The organism is Pseudomonas sp. D3-27 (assembly GCF_051132165.1).
Lineage (GTDB): Bacteria > Pseudomonadota > Gammaproteobacteria > Pseudomonadales > Pseudomonadaceae > Aquipseudomonas.
On sequence record NZ_CP071667.1, the window covers coordinates 748,111 to 771,576 of the forward strand.

Below are 23,466 nucleotides of genomic sequence, written 5' to 3' on the forward strand. Positions count from 1 at the left end.
TTATGCTGCCTGCATTTTTCATGAACTGAACAAAGTTCTATGTGGGAGCGAGCCTGCTCGCGACGCTTTAAGACAAGCGCCGCGCGTGGTACAGGCTCACATGCCGAAACTCCTCCGGCTCAGCCAGGTCCGGCAAGGTCATGGCCTCGAGCATTTCGATGCGTCGGTACAGCGGATGCTGGAAGTCCCGCACCCGGGAATCCGCCACCAGTGCCTCGCGGCCACGGCTGAGGAACTGGTCCAGCAGCGGCAGGTTCGCCCGGTCGTAGAGCACGTCGGCGACGAGGATCAGATCGAAGCGATCAGCCTCGGCGAAAAAATCCGTCGAATAACCCAACGTCACGCCGTTAAGCACTGCATTGGCCTGGCACGCGGCAAGCGCCAGCGGATCCAGGTCGCAGGCCACCACTTCCAGCGCCCCGGCCTTGACCGCCGCAATGCCCGCCACGCCGGAGCCGGCACCGAAATCCAGCACTCGCTTGCCCTCGACCCATTGTGGCTGTTCGGCCAGATAGCGAGCCATCGCCAGGCCGCTGGCCCAGCAGAAGCTCCAATACGGCGGCTCGTGGAGGATGCGCCGGGTTTCTTCCGGGCTGAAGGCTCGGTCCATGTTGTCGCCGTCGATCAACCACAGCTTCAAGTCTGTGTCCGGCAGCGCACAGGCCACCAAACGTGCATCGCCAAGTAACTCGTCCAGCGCTTGTTGCAGGTCCTGCGGTGGCCTCATGGCGCTTTGACGAATTGCAGGACGCCCAGCGCCTGGGTGGTCGGTTGGCTGATGCGTTGCTCCGGCAGGTGCAGGATCAACTGGCCCGACTGGCTGGCCCGGCCGCGCAGTTCCACGCGGGCGCCAACGGGGAAGGCTTCGGGGTTGAAGCGCAGGCGGAAGGGCAGTGCCTGGTTGGTGCCGATCAGGCTGGAACTGGCGAGCAGTTGCTGCGGGCGATCCTTGTCATCGATCACCAGCAGCGCCAGTTCCACCTCGGCCCCTGCCGGCACGCCTTGCAAGGTACCGCTCAGTTCTCGCTGATGCGCCGGCAGCGGCCCAAGCTCGGTGGCTTGGCGGGCCTTTTCCTGAGCCTGTTTAGGCGCGGGCGCCGGGGCTGGCGCGGCGGGTTTCGGGGCGTCGCTGCTGCACGCCATCAGCAGGCTGAAGAGACTGAGCAGAACAATGGATCGTAGCGGCATGGGTGGCTCCAGCAAGGTGAATTCGATGGATCTGGCGTTAAGCCCGTCTGTATACCGTAAACCCTATGGCTTGTCTTGCCAGTGGGATGCGCTACCATGGCCCTCCCTTTTTTTGTTGCCTGCCCACCATGCACTGTCCCTTCTGCGGTGCCAACGACACCAAAGTCATCGACTCGCGACTGGTCGCCGAGGGCGAACAGGTCCGCCGCCGCCGCGAATGCCTGGCCTGCGGCGAACGTTTCACGACGTTCGAGACCGCTGAACTGGTGTTGCCGCGCCTGATCAAGACCGACGGCAGTCGCCAGCCGTTCGATGAAGAAAAACTGCGCGCCGGCATGCAGCGCGCCCTGGAAAAACGCCCGGTGAGCGTCGAACGCCTGGAAGCCGCGCTGGTGCACATCAAGCACAAGCTGCGGGCGACCGGCGAGCGCGAGGTCAAATCCCTGGTGGTCGGCGAGCTGGTGATGGCCGAGCTGCAGAAGCTCGATGAAGTGGCCTACATCCGTTTCGCCTCTGTGTACCGGCGTTTCCAGGACCTCAATGAGTTCCGCGAGGAAATCGACCGCCTGGCCCGCGAGCCGGTGAAAGAATGACCAGCCCGGCGCAACAAGCCGTCCTCGACGCCCATTACATGGCCCGCGCCCTGGAATTGGCGCGACGCGGTCACTACACGACCCATCCCAACCCACGGGTGGGTTGCGTGATCGTGCGGGACGGCGAAGTCGTCGGCGAAGGCTGGCACATCCGCGCTGGCGAACCCCATGCCGAAGTCCATGCCCTGCGCGCCGCCGGTGAAAATGCCCGGGGCGCCACGGCCTACGTGACCCTCGAACCGTGCAGCCACCATGGGCGCACACCGCCCTGTGCCGATGCGTTGGTCACCGCCGGGGTGGCGCGGGTGGTGGCCGCGATGCAAGACCCGAACCCGGAAGTCGCCGGGCGCGGCCTGCAGCGGCTGGCCCAGGCCGGCATCGCCACAGAAAGCGGCGTGCTGGAAGGCGAAGCGCGCAAGCTCAATGAAGGTTTCCTCAAGCGCATGGAACATGGCCTGCCGTTCGTGCGGGTCAAGCTCGCCATGAGCCTTGATGGGCGCACCGCCATGGAGAGTGGCGAGAGCCAGTGGATCACCGGCCCCGCCGCGCGCTCGGCAGTACAACGCCTGCGGGCCCAGGCCAGCGTGGTGCTGACCGGCGCCGATACGGTGCTGGCGGACAATGCCCGGCTGACCGTGCGTGCCGACGAGCTCGGGCTGGACGCCGAGCAGACCGCGTTGGCCATGAGCCGTCCGCCGCTGCGGGTGCTGGTGGACGGCCGCTTGCGAGTGCCGCTGGATGCGCCGTTTTTCAGGGCCGGCCCGGCGCTCGTCGCTACCTGCATGGCGGTGGAAGAACAGTACGCCAACGGCCCCGAATGCATGATCGTGGCGGGTGACGACGGTCAGGTCGATCTGCGCCGCCTGTTGGCGGAGTTGGCGGCCCGAGGCGTCAACGAAGTGTTGGTGGAAGCCGGCCCGCGCCTGGCGGGAGCCTTTGCCCGTCAGGGCCTGGTGGACGAGTTCCAGATTTTCATCGCCGGCAAGTTTCTGGGCTCCTCGGCGCGACCGCTGCTGGACTGGCCGCTGGCGCAGATGAAGGACGCCGCGCCGCTGAAAATCACCGAAATCCGCGCCGTGGGCGATGACTGGCGAGTCATCGCCGTTCCCGTTTCATCGGCCAGCGTATAATTCCCGGCTTTCGCTCAAGCGGCGGCCCGTTCTCGAGGAGGACTCCATGTTTACCGGCATCATCGAATCCATCGGCAGTATCCGCGCACTCACCCCCAAGGGCGGCGATGTGCGGGTGCATGTCGAAACCGGCAAGCTCGACCTGAGCGACGTCAAGTTGGGCGACAGCATCGCCGTGAACGGCGTCTGCCTGACTGCCGTCGAGCTGCCCGGCAATGGCTTCCTGGCTGACGTCAGCCGCGAAACCCTCGACTGTACCGCGATGAACGATCTCAAGAGTGGCAGCCCGGTCAACCTGGAAAAAGCCCTGACGCCGACCACGCGCCTCGGCGGGCACCTGGTCAGCGGCCACGTCGACGGTGTCGGCGAAGTGGTCTCGCGTACCGATAACGCCCGGGCCGTGGAGTTTCGTATCCGGGCCCCGAAAGAGCTGGCCAAGTACATCGCCCATAAAGGCTCGATCACCGTCGATGGCACCAGCCTGACGGTCAACGCGGTGGACGGCGCTGAGTTCATGCTGACGATCATCCCCCATACCCTGAGCGAAACCATCATGGCCTCGTACCGGCCTGGTCGTCGGGTCAACCTGGAGGTCGACCTGCTGGCCCGCTATCTGGAGCGTCTGCTGCTGGGCGACAAGGCCGCGGAGCCAGCAGCCGGCAATATCACTGAAAGCTTTCTGGCCGCTAACGGCTACCTCAAATCCTGACCCAAGGGGGTGCCGCGTGGCGCTCAATAGCATCGAAGAACTGGTTGAAGACATCCGCCAAGGCAAGATGGTCATCCTCATGGATGACGAAGACCGCGAGAACGAAGGCGACCTGATCATGGCCGCCGAATGCTGCAAGGCCGAACACATCAACTTCATGGCCAAGCACGCCCGTGGCCTGATCTGCATGCCGATGACCCGCGAACGCTGCGAGCTGCTGAAGCTGCCGCTGATGGCGCCGCGCAATGGCTCGGGCTTCGGCACCAAGTTCACCGTGTCCATCGAGGCCGCCGAGGGCGTGACCACCGGTATCTCCGCCGCTGACCGCGCGCGCACCGTACAAGCCGCCGCGGCCGCCGACGCCAGGGCCGAAGACATCGTCAGCCCCGGCCACATCTTCCCGTTGATGGCCCAGGCCGGCGGCACCCTGGCCCGCGCCGGCCATACCGAGGCGGCGTGCGACCTGGCGCGCATGGCCGGCTTCGAGCCCGCCGGCGTCATCTGCGAAGTGATGAACGACGACGGCACCATGTCCCGTCGCGCCGAGCTGGAAGCGTTCGCCGCCGAGCACAACATCAAGATCGGCACCATCGCCGACCTGATTCACTACCGAATGATCCACGAACGTACCGTTCAGCGGATTTCCGAGCAGCCGCTGGACAGCGAACTGGGCCAGTTCAACCTGGTGACCTACCGCGACTCGGTGGAAGGCGACGTGCACATGGCGCTGACCCTGGGCACTGTTTGTGCTGAAGAGCCGACCCTGGTCCGCGTGCATAACATGGACCCTCTGCGCGACCTGCTGATGGTCAAGCAACCGGGCCGCTGGAGCCTGCGCGCGGCCATGGCCGCCGTGGCCGAGGCGGGCAGCGGCGTGGTGCTGTTGCTGGGGCATCCACTCGATGGTGACGTGCTGTTGGCCCACATCCGTGAGACCACCGAGCAGCAACCGGTGAAAAAACCGACCACCTACAGCATTGTCGGCGCCGGTTCGCAGATCCTGCGCGACCTGGGCGTGCGCAAGATGCGTCTGATGAGCGCGCCGATGAAATTTAATGCGATATCCGGTTTCGACCTGGAAGTTGTAGAATACGTGCCCTCCGAATAATGGCCCGGGATTTCCCGCCCTGTATTCGTGGCTAATATCACTGAGGAGCGCGTATAGAACGTGCTCCGGCTCTTTAAGAGATCTGACGAATGACCCTGAAGACCATCGAAGGTACCTTCATCGCCCCCAAGGGCCGCTACGCGCTGGTAGTCGGCCGTTTCAACAGCTTTGTGGTTGAAAGCCTGGTCGACGGCGCGGTGGATGCGCTGGTTCGCCATGGCGTGAGCGAAGACGACATCACCATCATCCGTGCGCCTGGCGCCTTCGAAATCCCGCTGGTTGCGCAGAAAGTCGCCCAAAAGGGCGAATTTGCGGCAATCATCGCCCTCGGTGCGGTCATTCGTGGCGGTACTCCGCACTTCGAATACGTGGCCGGCGAATGCACCAAGGGCCTGGCCCAGGTGTCCATGGAGTTCGGCGTGCCGGTCGCTTTCGGCGTGCTGACCGTCGATTCCATCGAGCAAGCCATCGAACGTTCCGGCACCAAGGCCGGTAACAAAGGTGCCGAAGCTGCCTTGTCCGCCCTGGAAATGGTCAGCCTGCTGGCGCAGTTGGAGGCCAAGTGATTAGCGACGAGAGCGATCGTTTCAACCCGCGCGATCCAAAGCCTGCGGACGCCGGCAAGCCTTCGAAAAGCGTCAAGCGCCGCGAAGCCCGTCAGCTCGCGACCCAGGCCCTGTATCAGTGGCACATGGCCAAGCAATCGCTGAACGAGATCGAAGCGCAGTTTCGCGTCGATAACGATTTCAGTGATGTCGATGGTGCGTACTTCCGCGAGATCCTGCACGGCGTCCCCGCCCACAAGACTGAAATCGACAACGCACTGGCACCTTGCCTGGACCTGACCATCGATGAGCTGGACCCAGTCGAGCTCGCCGTGTTGCGCTTGTCCACCTGGGAGCTGATGCAGCGCGTCGACGTGCCGTACCGCGTGGTGATCAACGAAGGGATCGAGCTGGCGAAAGTCTTCGGTTCCACCGACGGCCACAAGTTCGTCAACGGTGTGCTCGACAAGCTCGCCCCGCGCCTGCGTGAAGCCGAAGTGAAGGCGTTCAAGCGCTGATTGGCGTTTGTGACGACTGACTATGGGTGAATTCGAGCTGATCCGTAACTACTTCGCCGCTGCGCCATGCGCGCAGGGCGGCGAGGGCGTTGCGCTGGGGATCGGCGACGACTGCGCCTTGCTGGCCGTCCCTCCCGGGGAACAGCTGGCGGTTTCCACCGACACGCTGGTCGCCGGTGTGCATTTCCCGGATCCTTGCGATCCGTTCCTGCTCGGCCAGCGCTCGCTGGCCGTGGCGGTCAGTGACTTGGCCGCCATGGGCGCGAGCCCTTTCGCCTTTACCCTTGCCCTGACCTTGCCGATGGTTGCCGCCGATTGGCTGCAAGCCTATGCCCATGGTTTGAGTCAGATGGCCCGGGCATGCGGCGTGGCGTTGGTGGGCGGCGATACCACGCGGGGGCCCCTGAGCCTGACCCTGACCGTGTTCGGCCGCGTCCCGTCCAGCCAGGCCTTGACCCGCGGCGGCGCGCAGCCCGGCGATCTGCTGTGTGTCGGCGGTGAGCTGGGCAATGCCGCCGGCGCGTTGCCGCTGGTCCTCGGCCAGCGCAGCGCTGCGCCTGCAGTCGCCGATCCATTGCTGGGCCATTACTGGGCACCGCGACCGCAGATCGACCTCGGCCTGGCACTGCGGGGCAAGGCCAGCGCGGCGCTGGACATTTCCGACGGCCTGCTGGCCGACTGTGGGCATATCGCGCTGGCGTCCGGCGTGGCGTTGACGGTTGAACGTGACCGGCTTCCGCTGTCCAATGCACTTCTGGCGTTGCTCGGCCCGTCAGGCGCGCAACACGCCGCCCTGAGTGGTGGGGACGACTATGTATTGCTGTTCACCCTGCCGTCGGTCCGATTGTCGGCACTTCTGGCCGAAGGCTGGCCGATCCATGTGGTCGGCAGTGTCACGCAGGGGCAGGGCGTCATGCTGGTTGACGACCTCGGGCGCGACATCACCCCGCAAACACGGGGCTATCAACATTTTGGGGAGACACCGTGACAGATCATCCCAACCAGGTACCGGCCGAATTCGTTCCGCCCTCGGTCTGGCGCAATCCCTGGCATTTCCTGGCGTTCGGCTTCGGTTCGGGTACCTTGCCCAAGGCGCCGGGCACCTGGGGCTCGCTGGTTGCGCTACCCTTTATACCGTTGTGGCAGATGTTGCCGGATTGGGGCTACTGGCTGATGCTGGGCATCACCATGCTGTTCGGCTTCTGGCTGTGCGGCAAAGTGGCGGATGACCTGCGGGTACACGACCACGAAGGCATCGTCTGGGACGAAATGGTCGGCATGTGGATCACCTTGTGGCTGGTGCCTGAAGGTTGGCAATGGCTGTTGGCCGGTTTCCTGGTGTTCCGCTTCTTCGATATCCTCAAGCCATGGCCGATCCGCTGGATCGACCGGAAGGTACACGGGGGTGTCGGCATCATGCTCGACGACGTGTTGGCCGGCGTTTTTGCCTGGCTTGCAATGCAAGGGTTGGTGTGGTGTTTCACCTGAGGGAACGAGGCATGGGCGTAAGCCGCGCACTTTTGCTGTTGCTGTGTATCGGAGCGTTGTTCGGCGTTCGGGTGGCCGAGTCGGCGCCGCTGCCCGGCAAGATTCGCGCCGCCAGTGAAGAGTGGGCCGATTACACACAGGCCGATGGGCAGGGCATGGGGTGGGAGCTTTTGCGCGCGGTATTCGAGCCTGAAGGCGTCAAGCTGGAAACCCGTAGCGTGCCCTACACGCGCTCGATCGGGTTGGTGCAGCGCGGCGAGGTCGATGTGCAGGTCGGCGCCTATCGGAATGAGTCCGCAGGAGTGCTTTACCCAAAGTGGCACTACGATGTTGATCATATCTATGCCCTCGGACTGGCCTCCAAGCCGTCCCCAACGTTAGCCACCATCGGCAACTATCGACTGGTGTGGATGCGCGGCTACGAGTACGACAACTACCTGCCCAACGTACGACGTTTCAACGAAATTCATCGCGCCGTGGGAATCCTGCCGATGCTGGCCCATGACCGTGCCGATTTCTATATCGATGCTTCCATGGAGATCGAAGAGGTGCTCGCCAAGGCCGACGATCCCCAGCAATTCAAAATGTCGCCGCTGATCAATCTACCGCTGTACCTGGGCTTCGCCGACAACGAAAACGGTCGCGTGCTGCGTGCGCTGTTCGACCGACGCATGGAAGTGTTAGTGAAGAGCGGTGAGCTGAAACCAATTTTCGAGCGTTGGAATCAACCCTATCCCTTCGATGAGCACGGCAAACCACCGAAGTTGTGATCAAACTTTTCGATGGTTATGCGTGATAATTCAGCCTAAGCGCCCATCGGATCGTGCTGTTACAATGCCCGCCTCTGCGAATCTCCAGTACTAGATCAGGAGCACACCGGTGCCTGTCGTTTTTGTTGCCGCTTCCAAGCTGCCAACGCCTTTTGCTCAATTCACCATGCATGGTTTTCTCGATGAAGCCACCGGTCGCGAGCACGTCGTGCTGAGCCTGGGTGATTTCGCCGACGGCGCTCCGGTACTCGGTCGCCTGCACTCCGAATGCCTGACGGGCGATGCGTTGTTCAGCCAGCGCTGTGATTGCGGCTCGCAGCTTGAAGCCGCGCTGCAAGCCATCGCCCGTGAAGGTCGCGGCGTGCTGCTGTATTTGCGCCAGGAAGGGCGCGGCATTGGCCTGTTGAACAAGATCCGTGCCTATGAATTGCAAGACGGCGGGGCCGACACCGTGGAAGCCAACGAGCGCCTCGGCTTCGCCGCCGATTTGCGCGATTACAGCATCTGCCTGCCGATGCTGGAACATCTGGGCGTCAAGGCCTTGCGGTTGATGACCAACAACCCGCGCAAGGTCAAGGCACTGACCGACATGGGCATCGTGGTGGCTGAACGCGTGCCGCTGCACACCGGCCACAACCCTCACAACAAGCTCTACCTGGCGACCAAAGCCAGCAAACTCGACCACATGATGGGCAACGAGCACCAGGGCGAGGTCGACCGGGCGTGACGCGCGGCCAGGTTCGGCGGCGGCTGGCCGTCAGTTGGTGGCAGTACCTGGCGCTGGCCTTGCTGCCATTATTTGTGATCAACACGGTATTTGGTCAGGGCGAGGCGATCCTGCCGGTGCTGGCGATGCCGCTATTCATCGCGGGCGTCGCGTCGATGTTCGTCAGTCTGAGGTTTTTTGGCGGCTATAAAAACGCCTTGATCGCCACGCAAAAATCCCTCGATACGCCTGAAGAACCCGAGGCCTGGATCACCCTGGCAGCCCGGCGTCGCGCAGCTTTCCTGGTGGCAGGCCTGCCGGCCTGGATTGGCGCGTTGGCGGTATTCGTCGGCCTCGAAGCGGTGCCGCTGATGCTGTTGGCGTTATCCACCGCCGTGCTGTTCTACCTGTATCGCATCCCGCGTCAGCTCGGTTGATGCGTCTCTGGCTGGCGGTCCTCCTGCTGGCCGCCAGCGCCTCGACCATGGCGGCTTCGCGCGTTGTCAGCCTGGCGCCCTCGCTTTCTGAAATAGTCGTTGAGTTGGACTCCGCTGACCTGCTGGTGGGTGTGTTGGACGGTGGTGAACGTCCGCCGGCCCTCAAAGAGCTGCCTTCCGTTGGGCGTTACGGCCAACTGGATATGGAACGCCTGCTCAGCCTCAAGCCTGATCTGCTCCTGCTTTGGCCAGGCAGCGTGGGCCCGGCCCAGCGCCAGCAGCTCAAGGCGTTGGGCATCCCGATCTACATCGCCGAGCCCCACGATCTCGATCAACTCATTACGCAAATTCAAGATATAGCCACCCAACTCGGCCGCCCGGAGCGGGGCGTGCAGCGAGCGGCGCAACTGCGCCAGCGCCTGGAGGCGCTACGCCAACGCTACCGACGGGAGAGGCCTGTGCCGGTGTTCTATCAGGTCTGGGACCGGCCGCTGTATACCGTCGGCGGTGGGCAGATCATCAGTGACGCCTTGGCGATATGCGGCGCGCGCAATGTGTTTGCCGACCTGAGCGTACCGGCGCCGCAAGTGAGTGTGGAATCGGTACTCCAGCGCCAGCCGCAGATGATCCTCGCCACGGATCAGGCACAGCTCGATGCCTGGAAAGCCTGGCCGGTCGCGCAGGGGCGACTTTTGCTGGTGGATGACAAAGGGCTGGAGCGGCCCAGTGGGCAGATGATCGAGGCGACAGCGCGGCTGTGCGGGTTGATTGCGCCCGACCGGTAGACCGCGGTGCCTTCAATCGCGAGCAAGCTCGCTCCCACAAGGATTCGTAGCGCCGCTGATTTTGGATTCACATCGAATCAAATTGTGGGAGCGAGCCTGCTCGCGATGGGGGTGGCCCAGGCACAACAGATTCTGGATCAAAATTCCGGGGTCCAGGTCACCCCAAACAACCACGCCCGACCCTCCTCCCGATACCCGTGCTGCAACCCCTCATGGCTATACAGCGCCCGGCTGTAACCTTTGTCCAGCAGGTTATCCACCTTCATCTCCAACTTCACTTCCCGGCTCAGCGCCCAACTGCCGCGCAACCCGAGCAGGGCATAGCCGCTCAGGGCATTGCGGTTGTTTTGGTCGTCATAGCTGCTGCTCACCGCTTGCCAGGTGGCGCCGAAACCCAGGCGATCGAATTGTCGGTCCAGGTCCAGGCTCAACGTGCGCCGAGCGCGGCGGGCCAGGGTGTGGCCGCTGTCACGGTCCCGTGGGTCGATGAAGGCCAGGCCCAGGTTGCCCTGCCAACCGAACAATTCCTGCCGCAAGGCCGCTTCGAAACCATTGATCCGCGCCGACGCAACGTTCTGCGGGCGTGAGCCGCTGCCGAAGATGATCGCGTCCTCCAGGTCCGTGCGGTACAGCGAAGCCTCCAGGCGGGCGCTGTCGCTCAGTTGGCTGCGCCATTGCACTTCGTAGCTCTTGGCCGTTTCGGGTTTCAGGTCTGGGTTGCTGAAGTCCGGGTAATACAAGTCGTTGAATGTGGGGGCGCGAAAGCTTTCGCTGTAGGTCAGCAATACGTCGTTGTCTGAGTTCACTGGCAAGGTGAAGGTGCCGCTCCAACTGTTCTGGCCACCAAATTGCTGGTTCTGGTCGCGGCGCAGGCCCAACTCTGTCGAGAAGGTTTCGGCCTGGTAGCGATGCTGGATAAACGCCGCGCGGTTCCAGCGGCTGTCTTCCTCGAACGGCGTGCTGCTGTTGACCCGGTCCTGATACCAGTCGCCGCCCACGATCAGGCTGTTGCGCTCGTCCAGTGTCACGTCGTTCTGCCAATTCACCGAATCGCGGTAGGTGTTGAAGACTTCGCGAACATCACTGAGCTTGTCGAACGTTTTCTCACGGTTCTCGCTGTGGCTCAGTTCGAGGCGGGACGTCCAGGCGTCGTTGATCCGAGCGTCCGCGTAACTGCTGAAACTGCTTACCGCAAACTCGCTGTACGGCTGCTGGGGCAAGGACTCGAAGGTGCTGGGGTCGAAGCGGCCGAACGGGTTGTCGTATTCACTTTTGCCACGGTTATCCAGCAGGTTCAGGCCGAGCTCCAGATCGTCGTTGGCGGCATGGCTCAAGCTCAGGCTGAAGGACCGGTTGCGGTTGGCGTCGGCGTCTCGGTCGCTGGCGTAGGACTCGTGGGTCCGATTGCTTCCTGCGGTTTCGTCCAGGCTGGCGCCGAGGTTGAAACGCGTCTGCTCGTCGCCTCCGGACATGCCCACGCTGCGCTCCCAGGTCTGGTGGCTGCCAATACCCAGGCGCAGGCGTGGTCGCAGCCCTTGATCGTTGCCGCGCCGTGTGAAGATCTGGATCACCCCGCCCACCGCATCGGCGCCGTAGATCACCGAGCGCGAGCCACGCAACACTTCTACCCGCTCGATCTGGTTGATATTCAGGCGTTGCAGGTTGCTGTCGCCAGAGGTGGCGTTGCCGATGCGCTGGCCGTCCACCAACACCAGGCTCTGGGCCGACTTGGTGCCGCGGATGTAAATCCCCGGCAGGCTGCCGCGCCCGCCCAATGGCGCCACTTGCACGCCCGGCACGCGGCTGAGCAAGTCGGTGACACTGGCCGGTTGCAGGCGGTCGATGTCGTCACGGGTGAATACCGTGTTGGCGGCGCTGCTGTCGTTGCGGGCCTCTACCTGGCGGTTGGCGCTGATGAGGATGTCGGGCAGCTTGAGGGCTTGGTCGCGTTCGAAGGTATTGGCCAGCAGGTCGGGGGTGGGGAGCAGGGCGAGGGCGAGGGCGAGGCGGCGTTTCATCGGTGTTCCATGATTTCGTGGTCCACACACAAACCAATGTGGGAGCGAGCCTGCTCGCGATAGCGGTAGGTCAGTCAGCACAGCATCGACTGGTCTACCGCTATCGCGAGCAGGCTCGCTCCCACAGGGGGGCCGTGTGGTCTGAAGAGTTACAGGCCCAACAGCTGCAACCGCAGTCGCACCGCCGCTTCGATCCCCGCCTCGTCCAGCCCGCATTCGGCCAGCATTTGCGCAGGCTTGGCGTGTTCGACGTAGAGATCCGGCAGCCCAAGGTGCAGTACCGACTTGAGGATGTTTTCCCGCGCCAGGAATTCGCTGACCGCGGCGCCGGCACCACCCATGATGGCGTTTTCCTCGATGGTCACCAGCAGTTCGTGGCTGTCGGCCATCTCGCGCACCAGGTCTTCGTCGAGGGGTTTGACAAAGCGCATGTCCACCACGGTGGCATCAAGCTTTTCGGCGACTTTCAAGGCTTCGGCCAACTGCACGCCAAACACCAACAGGGCCGCTTGCTTGCCTTGACGGCGGATCACGCCCTTGCCGATCTCGATGGGCTCAAGGTCAGCCTCGATCGTCGCGTTCGGGCCGGTGCCGCGAGGGTAGCGCACTGCCGCCGGGCCATTGAACAGGTGGCCGGTGGTGAGCATCTTGCGCAGTTCGTTTTCATCGCTCGGCGTCATCACCAACATGCCCGGGATGCAGCGCAGGTAGGACAAGTCGAAGCTGCCGGCGTGGGTCGGGCCGTCTTCGCCCACCAGCCCGGCGCGGTCGATGGCGAACAGCACATCGAGGTTCTGCACAGCCACGTCGTGGACGAGTTGGTCATAGCCGCGCTGAAGGAAAGTCGAATAGATTGCCACCACCGGCTTGGCGCCTTCGCAGGCCATGCCGGCCGCAAGGGTCACGGCATGTTGTTCGGCAATCGCTACGTCGAAATAACGCTGCGGGTAGCGTTCGCTGAACGCTACCAGGTCGGAGCCTTCCTTCATCGCCGGGGTAATGCCCACCAGGCGCGGGTCAGCGGCGGCCATGTCGCACAGCCATTGGCCGAACACGCCGGAATACTTCGGCCCACCGGTCTTTTTCGGCGCGGCGGCCGGGGCATCCAGGGGTTCAAGCTTGGTGATGGCGTGGTAACCGATCGGGTCGACTTCCGCCGGGGCGAAGCCTTTGCCTTTCTTGGTGACCACGTGCAGGAACTGCGGGCCCTTGAGATCGCGCATGTTGCGCAGGGTGGCGATCAGCGTGGGCAGGTCATGGCCGTCGATGGGGCCGATGTAGTTCCAGCCCAGCTCCTCGAACAGCGTGCCGGGCACCAGCATGCCCTTGGCATATTCTTCGGTGCGTCGGGCGATTTCCCAGGCGCCCGGCAGGCGCGACAGGACCTTCTTGCTGCCTTCGCGCATGCTGGCGTAGGTGCGGCTCGAGAGGATCTTCGCCAGGTAATTGGACAATCCGCCAACGTTGCGCGAGATCGACATGTCATTGTCGTTCAGTATCACCAGCATGTTGGCGTTGACCTCCGGCGCATGGTTCAGCGCCTCGAAGGCCATGCCTGCGGTCAGTGCACCGTCGCCGATCACGGCAATTGCCTTGCGCTCGCTGTTTTGCAGGCGGGCGGCAATCGCCATGCCCAGGGCGGCGCTGATGGAGGTGCTGGAGTGACCGACGCCAAAGGTGTCGTATTCGCTCTCGGAGCGGCGCGGAAAGGCGGCGACACCGTCCTTCTGGCGCAACGTGCCCATGCGGTCGCGACGACCGGTGAGGATCTTGTGCGGATACGCCTGGTGCCCGACGTCCCACACCAACCGGTCGTCCGGGGTGTCGAAGACGTAGTGCAACGCGATGGTCAGCTCGATGACGCCCAGGCCCGCGCCAAAGTGCCCACCGGTCTGGCCGACCGTGTAGAGCAGTTCCAGGCGCAACTCATCGGCCAGGGCCTCCAGCTCGGCTTCACCCAGTCGACGCAGGCCGTCCGGCGTGTTGGCGCGGTCCAGCAGGGGCGTGGTCGGGCGTGTGCGGGGGATCTCTTGAAACGTCGTGGGCATCAGGCGAATCGTTATAGGTATAGAAAGAGGCGGCAGTTTACCTTATGCATCGCAAGCTGCCCACGCGTCGGCCGGAACTTGGCCGATACGCACTTAAATGGGTTGACCGTGGATCAGCTGCGTCGTTCGACGATATAACGCGCCAGATCGCGCAACGGTTCGGCCGCCGCGTCAAAGGGTCGCAGCGCGGCCAGGGCCTGGTCGCGCAGTTCCAGGGCGTAGGCCTTGGCTGCATCGAGGCCGAGCAAGGCCGGATAGGTCGGCTTGTCGCGCGCAATGTCGGCACCCTGGCGCTTGCCCAGGGTCTGGGTATCGCTTTCGACGTCGAGGATATCGTCCTGAACCTGGAACGCCAGGCCGATGGCCCGGGCGTAGGTCTGCAAGGCTTGCAGTTGTTCCGGCGTGGCCCGGCCGCTGGCCAGGGCGCCGAGCCGGACGCTGGCCTCGATCAGAGCGCCGGTCTTGTGCCGGTGCATGTATTCCAGCGCGCTCTGATCCAGCTTCAGGCCCACCGAACCCAAGTCGATGGCCTGGCCGCCCACCATGCCGGCCGGGCCCGCCGCCAACGCCAGGGCGCTGACCATGTCCAGGCGAACCTGCGCCGGGCATTCGCTCAGGGTCGGGTCCAGCAGGGCGCTGAAAGCCAGGCTCTGCAAACCGTCGCCCGCAAGAATTGCGCAGGCTTCGTCGAATTTCTTGTGGGTTGTCGGCTGGCCGCGACGCAGGTCGTCGTCGTCCATGGCGGGCAGGTCGTCATGCACCAGGGAATAGGCATGAATCAGCTCGACCGCGCAGGCCGCGCCGTTGGCCTGCTCGGCCACGCCGCCAAGGGCTTCGCACGCGGCATAGGCCAGCAGCGGGCGCACGCGCTTGCCGCCGTTCATCACGCTGTAGCGCATGGCTTCGTACAGGCGCGCCAGTTCCGGGCTCGGGGCGCTGAACAGGGTCTCCAGTGCAGCATTGACCCGGGCCTGGCTGCTGGCCTGATAGGCGCCGATCATTCAGGCTGTTCCGCGTCGAAAGGTTCTTCGGTCAGCTCGCCGTCGCGTTCGAGCAGCAATTGTACCTTCTGCTCGGCCTGGGCCAGCGCTGCCTGGCAGTCGCGAGTCAAGCCGATACCTTGCTCGAAAGCAGTCAGCGAGTCTTCCAGCGACAGTTCGCCGTTCTCCAGGCGTTCGACCAGCGTCTGCAGGTCGGCCAGAGATTGTTCGAAATCCAATGCAGCTTTTTTGCGGGCCATGGCGGCTATTCCGGTTGACTGTTAAACCGGCGCGACACTAGCAGACATGGGGTGCTCGGGCAAATCAGGGCGGGGTAACGCAGGCTATGATCCAGTGCTTTTGTGGCGAGGGAGCTTGCTCCCGCTCGCGCGCGCAGCGGTCGCAAACTGGATCAACACGGCGGGTTTGGGGCTGCTGCGCAGCCCAGCGGGAGCAAGCTCCCTCGCCACGGGACTTCGTCAGAAGTGACGTCGGGTTCCGTATTCGGCTCACATCAGCTTCGATACGTGATTTCCCACACAGAATCGCGCGTCCCCCGATTGTGAAAAATCCGTCAAATGGCTACTCTTCGCGCCATCTACGGCCCTCTTGCGACGGGGCCTTCAGACGAAACCCGAACAATGACAAGCAGCGCCGAGGAAGGGCGCCGGGTTGCGTCGTGCATGGCAGGAGGCATAGTGCGTTTTCTTTCATTGTTGATCGTGCTGCTCGGCGCGCCGCTGGCGTGGGCCGGGCCTTCGGCTGAAATGTCGGAGCCGGTCGGCGGCTGGCGTTACCACGGCTTGCTCGATCGCACGCAAAACCCGCAAGTCGCCTACCCCACGCCACCGATCGATCGGGGCGTGCAGCGCAACCGCACGATGATCGAAGGCCGGATCAAGGACATGGGCACGGCGCGCCAGCCCCATAGTTTGTCGGTCAACGGCAACCCGCTGAATCTCTACACCGATGACGAGGGGCGTTTCGCCCGGCCGTACGCGTTTGGCGCCGGCTCCAACAGCGTCGAGGTGCGCAGCTCCGAAGGCCAGTCCCTCAAGCGCGTGCAATTCTATGAAGCCAACAACTTGCGCACTCCGGCGCAAATCCGCGTGGTGCTGGGCTGGGACGATCCGAAAGCCGAACTCGACCTGCATATCGTCACACCCGACGGCCAACATGCTTTTTTCGGCCGGCCGGCCCTGACCAACGGCGGCGGCCTCGACCCGGACGGCGTCGACGGCCCCGGCCCCGAGATGTTCACCATGACCGCACCCATGCACGGCACTTACCTGGTGTACGTGAACTATTGGGGCAACTACGGCAGCGGCGGCTACAACTTCGACGAAGCCAGCAACCAGAACGAGGTAATCACCTCGCAGATCAACCTGGTGCTCAACGAAAACACCGTCGATGAAAAACGCGAAACCTTTGTCGTGCCCCTGCGCGCCATTGGCGATCTGCTGCTGGTCAAGACGTTCAACTACTAAGTACTCCGCTCCACGGATGAATAGGCCCTTGTGAATATGAGCGACAACACTGCTTCCCCGACCACGCCGACACCTGTCGCCAAACCTGGGCGCCGTTGGCCGGCGATTCTGATCGGGCTGTGCCTGGTGGCCGGCGCTGCCGCCGGGTTGGGCTGGTTCATGACCAAGCCCAAGGCCCCGCCCATGGCGCTGGCGTTGGAAAAACTCGGCGTGAGTCGTCCCGACGGCTTGATCGAGGCGCATTCCCTGAGCCAGTTGCCCAAGGACCTGTTAACGGTGCCGTTTCTCAAGGCCACGCTCACCGAGGATTTTGTCTTCTATTACGAAGCCCACGCCGACCGTCTCGGCCTGATCGGCAGCCTGCGCCGGATCATCTACGAGCATGACCTCAAGCTGCAGGACAGCCTGATCGAGCAGCTTTTCGACCAGCCGGCGGACGTGGCCTTGTGGCGCGGGGCGGACGGTCGTCTCAAGGATTTCCTGCTGGTGATGGATCGCGGCGGGTTGGCCAAGGTCCTGGAACCGCTGGCGAAAGTCGCCCTGGATGACACCCAGTTGAGCAAGCTCGGCGACCTGAAGGTGAGCGGCGATGAGGTCGCGCTCTATCAACTGAGCTATAACGCCAGCAAATCCCTGGTTTTCGCCTCCCACGGCGACAAACTCGTCGTGCTCTCCAACCCGAGCAAGCTGTACGACCAAGGCCATGGCCCTACCGATGAAGCCGGCATGGTTTCGACCCAGGCCTTAGAAGCCCTGCTGGCGGGGGAAAAACTCTTCCCCGAAGCATTCGGCCTGGCGGCCAAGGCACCCGAGGTCAAGCAGCGCATCTCGGTCAACGCCAGTGTGCTTGCCATGGGCTACCAGCGTTTCATCCCGAACTTCGCCGGCTTGCGCTTCGACATGGACGACAAGGGCTGGCACAGCTTTTTGGCCATGGACGAACTGGAAAACCAGCCGGACTTCGATTTCAAGCCGATCTGGCAAGCCATGCCCATGGGCGCCAGCGCCTGCGTAGCGTTGCCCCTGGCCGCCGAGCAGCAGAAACCGTTGCTGGTGAAACTGGGCGCCGAGGAAAAAGCCGCCCAGGCCATGGTTGATCATGTGGCGGGCGCGGCGGGCCTGTGCTGGTACGCCGATTCTCGCCTGTACACGCCATTGCTGGTGGCGAGCCTGAACGAAGACGATGGCAAGCTCGACGCCGATTTGGGCAACCTGTTTGGTTCGATGGTGGGGGCGTATGAAAACAACGTCGCTGAACACGCGTTCCCGGTGGTAGAGAAACAACAAGGTTCGACGCACCAATGGCAACGCCAGGTCAGCACCAACTTCGGCCCTTACGCGGCCAAAGAGGCGGAGCAGCCTGAAGCGATCACCGGCAAGGCGTTCATGCGCGTGAGCCTGGCGCGCCACGGTTCGACGTTGCTGTTCTCCCTTGATGACAAGCTGGTCGACAAAGCCCTCGGTACCCTCGACAAGCGCTTCCCGCCCATGGCCGACGTGGTGCCCAAGGACTTGCTGATGCCGGTCTACTTCGGCCCGGATTCCATGGCGCAACTGATGCAACGCGAAACCCTCGACAGCCTGCCTCAAGACATGGAGCCGGTGTTCTACAACGCCGCGCAAACCTATCTGATCCCTAAACTGCGCACCCTCGGTGGCTATGGCAAATACGCCCTGACATTGCCTGAAGGCAGCGAGCCGGACGGTCGCTGGCAGTGGTTGCCGCTGGAATGGAAAGCGCTGTGACGGGATTGATCCGCAACCGCGCATGGGCGTTGCTGCTGGCTTTGCTGCTCGGCGGGCCGGCGCTTGCCGTCGAGGCGCCGGCGCTGGATGCACAGCAATCCCAGGTCTTTCGCGCCTGGTTCGTGCGCATCGCCCAGGAACAGCTGACCAAAGGCCCGAGCCCGCGCTGGTACCAGCAGGACTGCGCCGGGCTGGTGCGTTTCGCGGCCAACGAAGCGCTCAAGGTCCACGATGAAAAATGGCTGCGCAGCAATGGCTTGTCCAATCGCTACCTGCCGCCGGAACTGCCCCTCAGCGATGCGCAACGGCGTCTCGCCCAGCAATGGCAACAGGGCGGCGGCAAGATCGGGCCCTACGTCAATGCGATCAAGCTGATCCAGTTCAACAGCCGCCTGGTGGGCCGGGATGTCACCCAGGCCCGCCCCGGCGACCTGATGTTCTTCGATCAGGGCGACGATCAACACTTGATGATCTGGATGGGCCGCTACATCGCCTATCACACCGGCACCACCACCCCAACCGACAACGGCATGCGCTCCGCAAGCCTGCAACAACTCATGAACTGGAAGGACACCCGATGGATACCCGACGCAGCCAACCCCAACTTCATCGGCGTCTATCGACTCAACTTTCTCACCCAATGACCGGTGCCCGCATGCTGCGCTTGTGTTCGAAACTGCCCCTGCTGTTTGCTCTGTTGTTGGCGCCCCTCGTGAATGCCGAAGACACCGTGGAGCCCAGCGGCTATACGCCGGTGTCCGGCGAAAGCTTTTTCCTGCTGGCCGACAGCAGCTTCGCCAGCGACGAGCAGGCGATGGTCCGCCTCGAAGCCCCGGGGCGTGATTACCGACGGTTTCGCATGGAGCCCTACGGCGGTGCTGATATCCGGGTCTATCGGATCGAAAAGCCGTTGGAGTTCCTCAAGCGCCAAAAGAACCTCCACAGGGTGGTCAGCGACGGCCAGTTCAAGGGTGAAGGCCTGTCCAACACCCTCGCGTACCTGTGGGACAACTGGTACCGCAAATCCCGTCGCGTGATGCAGCGGGCGTTCTCCTACGAATCCCGCCAGCAGGTTACCGAAGAGGTGCCGGAGCTGAAGATCGGCAACGCCCTGATCGCGCCGACGCCATACGATGCGCCGGCACAATTCGCCTTGATCCCCGGTTTGCCGGTGGTCAGCCAGTTCCGCTATCCGCTGTGGCAGGCCAAGCCGATCCAGCCGCCAGCCGGCGTCAACCTGGCCGGTTCGTCCAGCGAGTTCGTCAGCGTCGCGCCGGGTAACGTCTACGTGCCGTTGGGGCAGTTGAAACCGGGCCTGTACCTGGTGGAAGCGCTGATTGGCAAATACCGCGCGACCACCATGGTTTTCGTGTCCAATACCGTGGCCGTAAGCAAGATCGCCGGGGACGAATTGCTGGTCTGGGCCGCGCGCAAGCATGAAGGGCGCTCGGTACCCAAGGTCAATGTGCTGTGGACCGACGGCCTGGGCGTGATGAGCAGCGGTGCCACTGATGAAGACGGCCTGGTGCGTCTCAAGCACGTCAGCCCGGAGCGTTCGTTTGTCATCGGTGAAGACGAAGAGGGCGGAGTATTCGTCTCGGAAAACTTTTACTACGACAGCGAAATCTACGACACCAAGCTCTACGCCTTCACTGACCGGCCGCTGTACCGGCCAGGAGATTGGGTGTCACTGAAAATCGTCGGTCGCGAGTTCAAGAACGCCCGCGACTCGGTGCAACCAGCGGCCGCCGACGTCAACGTCAGCGTGCTCGATGCCACCGGCACGGCGTTGCAAACCCTGGCCCTGAAGCTCGATTCCAAGGCCGGTACACAAGGTCGTTTCCAACTGCCGGAAAATGCCGTGGCCGGTGGTTATGAATTGCGCTTCAGCTACAAGGACCAGCTCTACAGCAGCGCCTTCCGCGTGGCCGAATACATCAAGCCGCATTTCGAGATCGCGCTGAACCTGGCCAAGCAGGATTACCGCACCGGTGAGCCGGTCAAGGGCAATCTGGTGCTGCTGTACCCGGACGGCAAGCCAGTGGCGAACGCCAAGGTCAGCCTGAGCCTGCGGGCCCAGCAGTTGTCGATGGTGGATAACGAGCTGCAATACCTTGGGCAATTCCCGGTCGAGCTGACCAGCAGCGAAGTGACCACCGATGACAAGGGCAACGCCACGCTCGATTTGCCGGCCGCCGACAAACCGAGCCGCTACACGCTCACGGTGTTCGCCAGTGATGGCGCGGCGTATCGGGTCAAGACCACCAAGGAAATCCTCATCGACCGCGGCGCGGCGAATTTCCGCCTGGGCGCGCCTCGACGTTTCAGCGCAGCCGGCGAGAAAGTCGCGTTCAGCTACGCCAACGAAGGGGGCAGCGAACAAAGCAAGGCCGTGACACCGGGCAGCTACGCCTGGGTGCGTCTGGAAGACCAGACCACCGGCGAAGGCAAGCTCGCCGCCAACGACAAGGGCTTCAGCCTGACCTTCGACCGTCCCGGCACCTACAACCTCACGCTCAAGGACGATCATGGACGGGCCATCGGCGCGACCAGCCATGCGGTGACGGGCGAAGGCATCAAGGCCGTGCCGGGCACGGTCGAAATCGTCCTCGATAAAGCCGAGTACAAGACCGGTGACGAAGCCCTGGCGCTGATCACCTTCCCGGAGCCGGTCAGCGACGCGCTGTTGTCACTGGAGCGGGACAAGGTCGAGGCCACCGCGATGCTCTCCAAGGGCGCCGACTGGCTGAAGATGGAAAAACTCAGCGATACCCAGTACCGCGCACGCATCGCCGTGAAGGATCATTTCGCGCCGAACCTGACCTTCTCCGTGCTGTACACCAAGGGCGGCCAGTACAGTTTCCAGAACGCAGGCATCAAGGTCGTCGCGCCGCAGATCGACGTAGCGATCACCACCGACAAAGCGACCTATCGCCCCGGCGACACGGTGACCGTCGACCTGGGCACCCAGTTCGCAGGCAAGGCGATCCCGGCGCACCTGACCGTCAGCGTTGTCGATGAGATGGTCTACGCGCTGCAACCGGAAGTCGCGCCAACCATCGACCAATTCTTCTATCACCCGCGCCGCAACAACGTGCGCACCAGCGCCAGCCTGTCGTTCATCAGCTACGACGTGGCACTGCCGGGCAGCCCCGGCGCGCCGGGCAAGGCCAACCGCAGCGAGCGCGGGGTCAAGGTGCTGGAGCGGCCGCGTCGCGAAGATGTCGACACCGCAGCCTGGCAACCGGAGCTGGTCACTGACGCCAACGGCAAGGCCCGCTTCACCTTCAAGATGCCTGACTCCTTGACCCGCTGGCGCATCACCGCCAAGGCAATCGCGGACGACGGCCAGGTGGGCCAGAAGAAGCAATTCATCGCGTCGGAAAAACCGCTGTACCTGAAGTGGAGCGGCCCGACCCGCTTCCGCACGGGCGACAAGCCGCAATTGGGCCTGTTCACTTTCAGCCAGTCCGAGAAACCTTTGAAAGCCGAGCTGCTGATCCGCTACGCCGGCGCCGAACAGCGCGTGGTGGCGGAACTGAAAAATGGCATCAACTACGTAGCGTTGCCGGCCCTGGAACTGAGCAGCGGCGACTTGAGCGTCCAGTTGCAGTTGAACGGTGAGACCCAGGACGCCCTGGCCATGCACCTCAATGCCATCGGCAACGGTTGGCAAGTCACCCAGAGCCAGCGCCTCGATGTGGCCGGCGGCGACACACCACTGAACCTGCCGGCCGACGCCAGCGATATCCGCCTGCGCCTGGACGATAGCCCGCAAGCGCTGTTCCGTTCGGCCCTGGACGAATTGCTGAGCTACCCGTACGGCGGCGTCGAGCAGACGGCCAGCCGCCTGTTGCCATTGAGCATCGCGTATCCGACCCTGGCGTCGAACCCGCAGATCCGCGACCGCTTGCGGTTGATCATGCAGAACAGCCGCTTGCGCCTGGTGCAGATGGCCGGGCCGTCGGCGAGCTTCACCTGGTGGGGCCAGGACGGCGAGCCGGATGCATTCCTCACCGCTTATGCCTATTACGCCGACTGGCACGCCAGCAAGGCTTTGGACCTGAACCTGCCGGCGGAACACTGGCAGCGGGTGCTGGAGGTCTATGCCAAGCAGGCCGCTGACACGCCGCTGTTGCAGCGGGCGTTGATCCTGTCGTTCGCCAAGCAGATGCAACTGCCGGTGAATACCTTGCTCAGCGGGCTGATGGACGACCTGGCGAAAGCCAGTGAAGACAGCACCGAGAGCGTGCTGGACAGCGGTGAAGACAGCCTGGTCATGTACGCGCCGGATTCGGCCCTCGGCCTGGCCAGCGCCCGGGTGCTGACCGCATCCCTCGCCAAGCAGGCGAAGGTGCCGTTGCCCGCAGCGTTCAGCCGTCAGGCCGAGGCCGCGCAACAGCAGTTGGAGCTGAGCTCGCAGCCGTTCGTGGAAGCACTGCTGCTGTCGTTGCAGGGCTTCGATCAGGCCCGCGCCAGTGCATTGCTGGAGCGCGTGCTGCCGCAGCAATCCACCCTGGAACGCGCGTTGGCCCTGACCTGGCTGCAACGCAGCATCGAACAGGCCGCGCCGGCCGTGGCATTGACGCCGGGCGAAGGTTGGAAAGCCCAGCAAGGCGCCACGGGTGAAACCTACTGGCAATGGCAGGGCGCGCAGTTGCCGACCTTGCTGACGCTCAGCGGCGCCCAGGAGCGTCCGTTGCAAGCGGCATTGAGCTTCCAGAGTCAGCAAGCGCCCGTCGCGCCGATGGCGGTGTCCATCACCCGTCGCCTGTCGCGCCTGGTGCCGGGCGACGAGGCTTTCACCTTCAAGCTTGAAGCCGTGGGCAACAAGCCGTTGTCCAGCGACGCCCTCTACCTGGATGAAGTGATCATCAACAGCAAGGCCGCGACACCGCTGCGCTACGGCATGCTCGAAGTGCCGTTGCCACCGGGCGCCGATGTGGAGCGCACCACGTGGGGCATCCAGTTGATGGGCAAGGCCGACAGCGAGCCAACTTCCCTGGAAAAGGCGCGCTTCGAGCCGGGCCAGATGGCCTACGCGGTACCGGTCGATGCCCTCAGTGGCGAGTTGCGCCTGCGACATTTGGTGCGCTTCTCCCAGAAGGGTCAGTTCACCTTGCCGCCTGTGCGTTTCACCCAGGTCTATGCGCCACAGAACCAGGCGCGGGAACAGAAACCGGCGCTGGGTCAGGTGACGGTCAACTGAC

The 23,466-nt window shown here is 63.5% G+C and carries 22 protein-coding genes; 16 read left to right on the plus strand and 6 right to left on the minus strand.

Features of this window, described 5'->3' with window-relative positions; all coding sequences use genetic code 11:
- Nucleotides 1–67: 67 nt before the first annotated feature.
- Nucleotides 68–727 (minus strand): class I SAM-dependent methyltransferase, encoded by a 660-nt coding sequence (locus J3P92_RS03470; protein ID WP_420767549.1) that lies wholly within the window; start codon nt 725–727, stop codon nt 68–70.
- Nucleotides 724–1,188, minus strand: a complete 465-nt coding sequence (locus J3P92_RS03475) for a YbaY family lipoprotein (RefSeq protein WP_420767550.1) — start codon at nt 1,186–1,188, stop codon at nt 724–726. Before J3P92_RS03475 ends, J3P92_RS03470 begins: the two co-directional genes overlap by 4 nt.
- A gap of 128 nt (nt 1,189–1,316) precedes the next feature.
- On the opposite strand from J3P92_RS03475, the gene nrdR reads away from it, so the two are divergent.
- The 12 genes from nrdR (at nt 1,317) to J3P92_RS03535 (ending at nt 9,977) form a co-directional block, all read left to right on the plus strand.
- Nucleotides 1,317–1,781, plus strand: a complete 465-nt coding sequence (gene nrdR, locus J3P92_RS03480; RefSeq protein ID WP_013694316.1) for a transcriptional regulator NrdR — start codon at nt 1,317–1,319, stop codon at nt 1,779–1,781.
- On the plus strand, nt 1,778–2,911 hold the full coding sequence (ribD, locus tag J3P92_RS03485; RefSeq protein ID WP_434562074.1) for a bifunctional diaminohydroxyphosphoribosylaminopyrimidine deaminase/5-amino-6-(5-phosphoribosylamino)uracil reductase RibD: 1,134 nt from the start codon (nt 1,778–1,780) through the stop codon (nt 2,909–2,911). The genes nrdR and ribD overlap by 4 nt, the downstream gene beginning before the upstream one ends.
- A 46-nt stretch (nt 2,912–2,957) precedes the next feature.
- The gene (locus J3P92_RS03490; RefSeq protein ID WP_420767552.1) at nt 2,958–3,620 is read left to right on the plus strand and encodes a riboflavin synthase; all 663 of its coding nucleotides are present in this window, start codon (nt 2,958–2,960) and stop codon (nt 3,618–3,620) included.
- A 16-nt stretch (nt 3,621–3,636) separates the two neighbouring features.
- Nucleotides 3,637–4,728, plus strand: coding sequence for a bifunctional 3,4-dihydroxy-2-butanone-4-phosphate synthase/GTP cyclohydrolase II (ribBA, locus tag J3P92_RS03495; protein WP_434649896.1), 1,092 nt, complete (start codon nt 3,637–3,639; stop codon nt 4,726–4,728).
- Between the two features lie 89 nt (nt 4,729–4,817).
- Nucleotides 4,818–5,294, plus strand: a complete 477-nt coding sequence (gene ribH, locus J3P92_RS03500; RefSeq protein ID WP_434649897.1) for a 6,7-dimethyl-8-ribityllumazine synthase — start codon at nt 4,818–4,820, stop codon at nt 5,292–5,294.
- Nucleotides 5,291–5,791, plus strand: coding sequence for a transcription antitermination factor NusB (gene nusB, locus J3P92_RS03505; protein ID WP_039594265.1), 501 nt, complete (start codon nt 5,291–5,293; stop codon nt 5,789–5,791). The genes ribH and nusB overlap by 4 nt, the downstream gene beginning before the upstream one ends.
- A gap of 22 nt (nt 5,792–5,813) precedes the next feature.
- Entirely contained in the window at nt 5,814–6,779 is a 966-nt protein-coding gene (thiL, locus tag J3P92_RS03510) for a thiamine-phosphate kinase (RefSeq protein ID WP_434649899.1), read from the plus strand.
- Nucleotides 6,776–7,279 carry a phosphatidylglycerophosphatase A family protein gene (locus J3P92_RS03515; protein WP_420767555.1) on the plus strand — a complete coding sequence of 168 codons (504 nt, stop codon included), beginning with the start codon at nt 6,776–6,778 and terminating at the stop codon, nt 7,277–7,279. The genes thiL and J3P92_RS03515 overlap by 4 nt, the downstream gene beginning before the upstream one ends.
- An 11-nt stretch (nt 7,280–7,290) precedes the next feature.
- Nucleotides 7,291–8,049, plus strand: a complete 759-nt coding sequence (locus tag J3P92_RS03520; RefSeq protein ID WP_420767556.1) for a substrate-binding periplasmic protein — start codon at nt 7,291–7,293, stop codon at nt 8,047–8,049.
- A 109-nt stretch (nt 8,050–8,158) separates the two neighbouring features.
- Nucleotides 8,159–8,776 carry a GTP cyclohydrolase II gene (ribA, locus tag J3P92_RS03525; protein ID WP_434649901.1) on the plus strand — a complete coding sequence of 206 codons (618 nt, stop codon included), beginning with the start codon at nt 8,159–8,161 and terminating at the stop codon, nt 8,774–8,776.
- Complete coding sequence (locus tag J3P92_RS03530) at nt 8,773–9,192, plus strand: MFS transporter (RefSeq protein ID WP_420767558.1); 420 nt, start codon at nt 8,773–8,775, stop codon at nt 9,190–9,192. Before ribA ends, J3P92_RS03530 begins: the two co-directional genes overlap by 4 nt.
- Complete coding sequence (locus J3P92_RS03535) at nt 9,192–9,977, plus strand: cobalamin-binding protein (protein WP_434562080.1); 786 nt, start codon at nt 9,192–9,194, stop codon at nt 9,975–9,977. The genes J3P92_RS03530 and J3P92_RS03535 overlap by 1 nt, the downstream gene beginning before the upstream one ends.
- 137 nt (nt 9,978–10,114) lie before the next feature.
- Here the strand turns inward: J3P92_RS03535 and J3P92_RS03540 are convergent, their stop codons facing one another.
- From J3P92_RS03540 to J3P92_RS03555, 4 genes are all read right to left on the minus strand, one after another.
- Nucleotides 10,115–11,995 carry a TonB-dependent receptor domain-containing protein gene (locus tag J3P92_RS03540; protein ID WP_434649903.1) on the minus strand — a complete coding sequence of 627 codons (1,881 nt, stop codon included), beginning with the start codon at nt 11,993–11,995 and terminating at the stop codon, nt 10,115–10,117.
- A gap of 149 nt (nt 11,996–12,144) precedes the next feature.
- The gene (gene dxs, locus J3P92_RS03545) at nt 12,145–14,043 is read right to left on the minus strand and encodes a 1-deoxy-D-xylulose-5-phosphate synthase (protein ID WP_434649905.1); all 1,899 of its coding nucleotides are present in this window, start codon (nt 14,041–14,043) and stop codon (nt 12,145–12,147) included.
- Nucleotides 14,044–14,156: 113 nt separating this feature from the next.
- Nucleotides 14,157–15,044: a (2E,6E)-farnesyl diphosphate synthase gene (ispA, locus tag J3P92_RS03550; RefSeq protein WP_420767562.1), complete on the minus strand. Its 888-nt coding sequence runs from the start codon at nt 15,042–15,044 to the stop codon at nt 14,157–14,159.
- The gene (locus J3P92_RS03555; protein WP_003185917.1) at nt 15,041–15,283 is read right to left on the minus strand and encodes an exodeoxyribonuclease VII small subunit; all 243 of its coding nucleotides are present in this window, start codon (nt 15,281–15,283) and stop codon (nt 15,041–15,043) included. The genes ispA and J3P92_RS03555 overlap by 4 nt, the downstream gene beginning before the upstream one ends.
- A 435-nt stretch (nt 15,284–15,718) precedes the next feature.
- On the opposite strand from J3P92_RS03555, the gene J3P92_RS03560 reads away from it, so the two are divergent.
- Genes J3P92_RS03560 through J3P92_RS03575 form a run of 4 tightly spaced genes read left to right on the plus strand, consistent with a single transcriptional unit; the run spans nt 15,719 to nt 23,465 of the window.
- Nucleotides 15,719–16,510: a YfaP family protein gene (locus tag J3P92_RS03560; RefSeq protein WP_420767584.1), complete on the plus strand. Its 792-nt coding sequence runs from the start codon at nt 15,719–15,721 to the stop codon at nt 16,508–16,510.
- A 36-nt stretch (nt 16,511–16,546) separates the two neighbouring features.
- Nucleotides 16,547–18,256 carry a DUF2138 domain-containing protein gene (locus tag J3P92_RS03565; RefSeq protein WP_434562086.1) on the plus strand — a complete coding sequence of 570 codons (1,710 nt, stop codon included), beginning with the start codon at nt 16,547–16,549 and terminating at the stop codon, nt 18,254–18,256.
- Nucleotides 18,241–18,900, plus strand: a complete 660-nt coding sequence (locus J3P92_RS03570; protein ID WP_420767564.1) for a DUF1175 domain-containing protein — start codon at nt 18,241–18,243, stop codon at nt 18,898–18,900. Before J3P92_RS03565 ends, J3P92_RS03570 begins: the two co-directional genes overlap by 16 nt.
- Nucleotides 18,897–23,465, plus strand: a complete 4,569-nt coding sequence (locus J3P92_RS03575; RefSeq protein ID WP_434651091.1) for an alpha-2-macroglobulin family protein — start codon at nt 18,897–18,899, stop codon at nt 23,463–23,465. The genes J3P92_RS03570 and J3P92_RS03575 overlap by 4 nt, the downstream gene beginning before the upstream one ends.
- Nucleotide 23,466: the final 1 nt, after the last annotated feature.

Coding starts and splice junctions, on each gene's coding strand:
- J3P92_RS03570 (WP_420767564.1), top strand. CDS start 18,241: ATGGAAAGCGCTGTGACGGGATTGATCCGCAACCGCGCATGGGCGTTG.
- J3P92_RS03575 (WP_434651091.1), top strand. CDS start 18,897: ATGACCGGTGCCCGCATGCTGCGCTTGTGTTCGAAACTGCCCCTGCTG.
- J3P92_RS03470 (WP_420767549.1), bottom strand. CDS start 727: ATGAGGCCACCGCAGGACCTGCAACAAGCGCTGGACGAGTTACTTGGC.
- J3P92_RS03475 (WP_420767550.1), bottom strand. CDS start 1,188: ATGCCGCTACGATCCATTGTTCTGCTCAGTCTCTTCAGCCTGCTGATG.
- J3P92_RS03520 (WP_420767556.1), top strand. CDS start 7,291: ATGGGCGTAAGCCGCGCACTTTTGCTGTTGCTGTGTATCGGAGCGTTG.
- ribD (WP_434562074.1), top strand. CDS start 1,778: ATGACCAGCCCGGCGCAACAAGCCGTCCTCGACGCCCATTACATGGCC.
- dxs (WP_434649905.1), bottom strand. CDS start 14,043: ATGCCCACGACGTTTCAAGAGATCCCCCGCACACGCCCGACCACGCCC.
- J3P92_RS03540 (WP_434649903.1), bottom strand. CDS start 11,995: ATGAAACGCCGCCTCGCCCTCGCCCTCGCCCTGCTCCCCACCCCCGAC.
- J3P92_RS03555 (WP_003185917.1), bottom strand. CDS start 15,283: ATGGCCCGCAAAAAAGCTGCATTGGATTTCGAACAATCTCTGGCCGAC.
- ispA (WP_420767562.1), bottom strand. CDS start 15,044: ATGATCGGCGCCTATCAGGCCAGCAGCCAGGCCCGGGTCAATGCTGCA.
- J3P92_RS03490 (WP_420767552.1), top strand. CDS start 2,958: ATGTTTACCGGCATCATCGAATCCATCGGCAGTATCCGCGCACTCACC.
- J3P92_RS03535 (WP_434562080.1), top strand. CDS start 9,192: ATGCGTCTCTGGCTGGCGGTCCTCCTGCTGGCCGCCAGCGCCTCGACC.
- J3P92_RS03565 (WP_434562086.1), top strand. CDS start 16,547: ATGAGCGACAACACTGCTTCCCCGACCACGCCGACACCTGTCGCCAAA.
- thiL (WP_434649899.1), top strand. CDS start 5,814: ATGGGTGAATTCGAGCTGATCCGTAACTACTTCGCCGCTGCGCCATGC.
- nrdR (WP_013694316.1), top strand. CDS start 1,317: ATGCACTGTCCCTTCTGCGGTGCCAACGACACCAAAGTCATCGACTCG.
- ribH (WP_434649897.1), top strand. CDS start 4,818: ATGACCCTGAAGACCATCGAAGGTACCTTCATCGCCCCCAAGGGCCGC.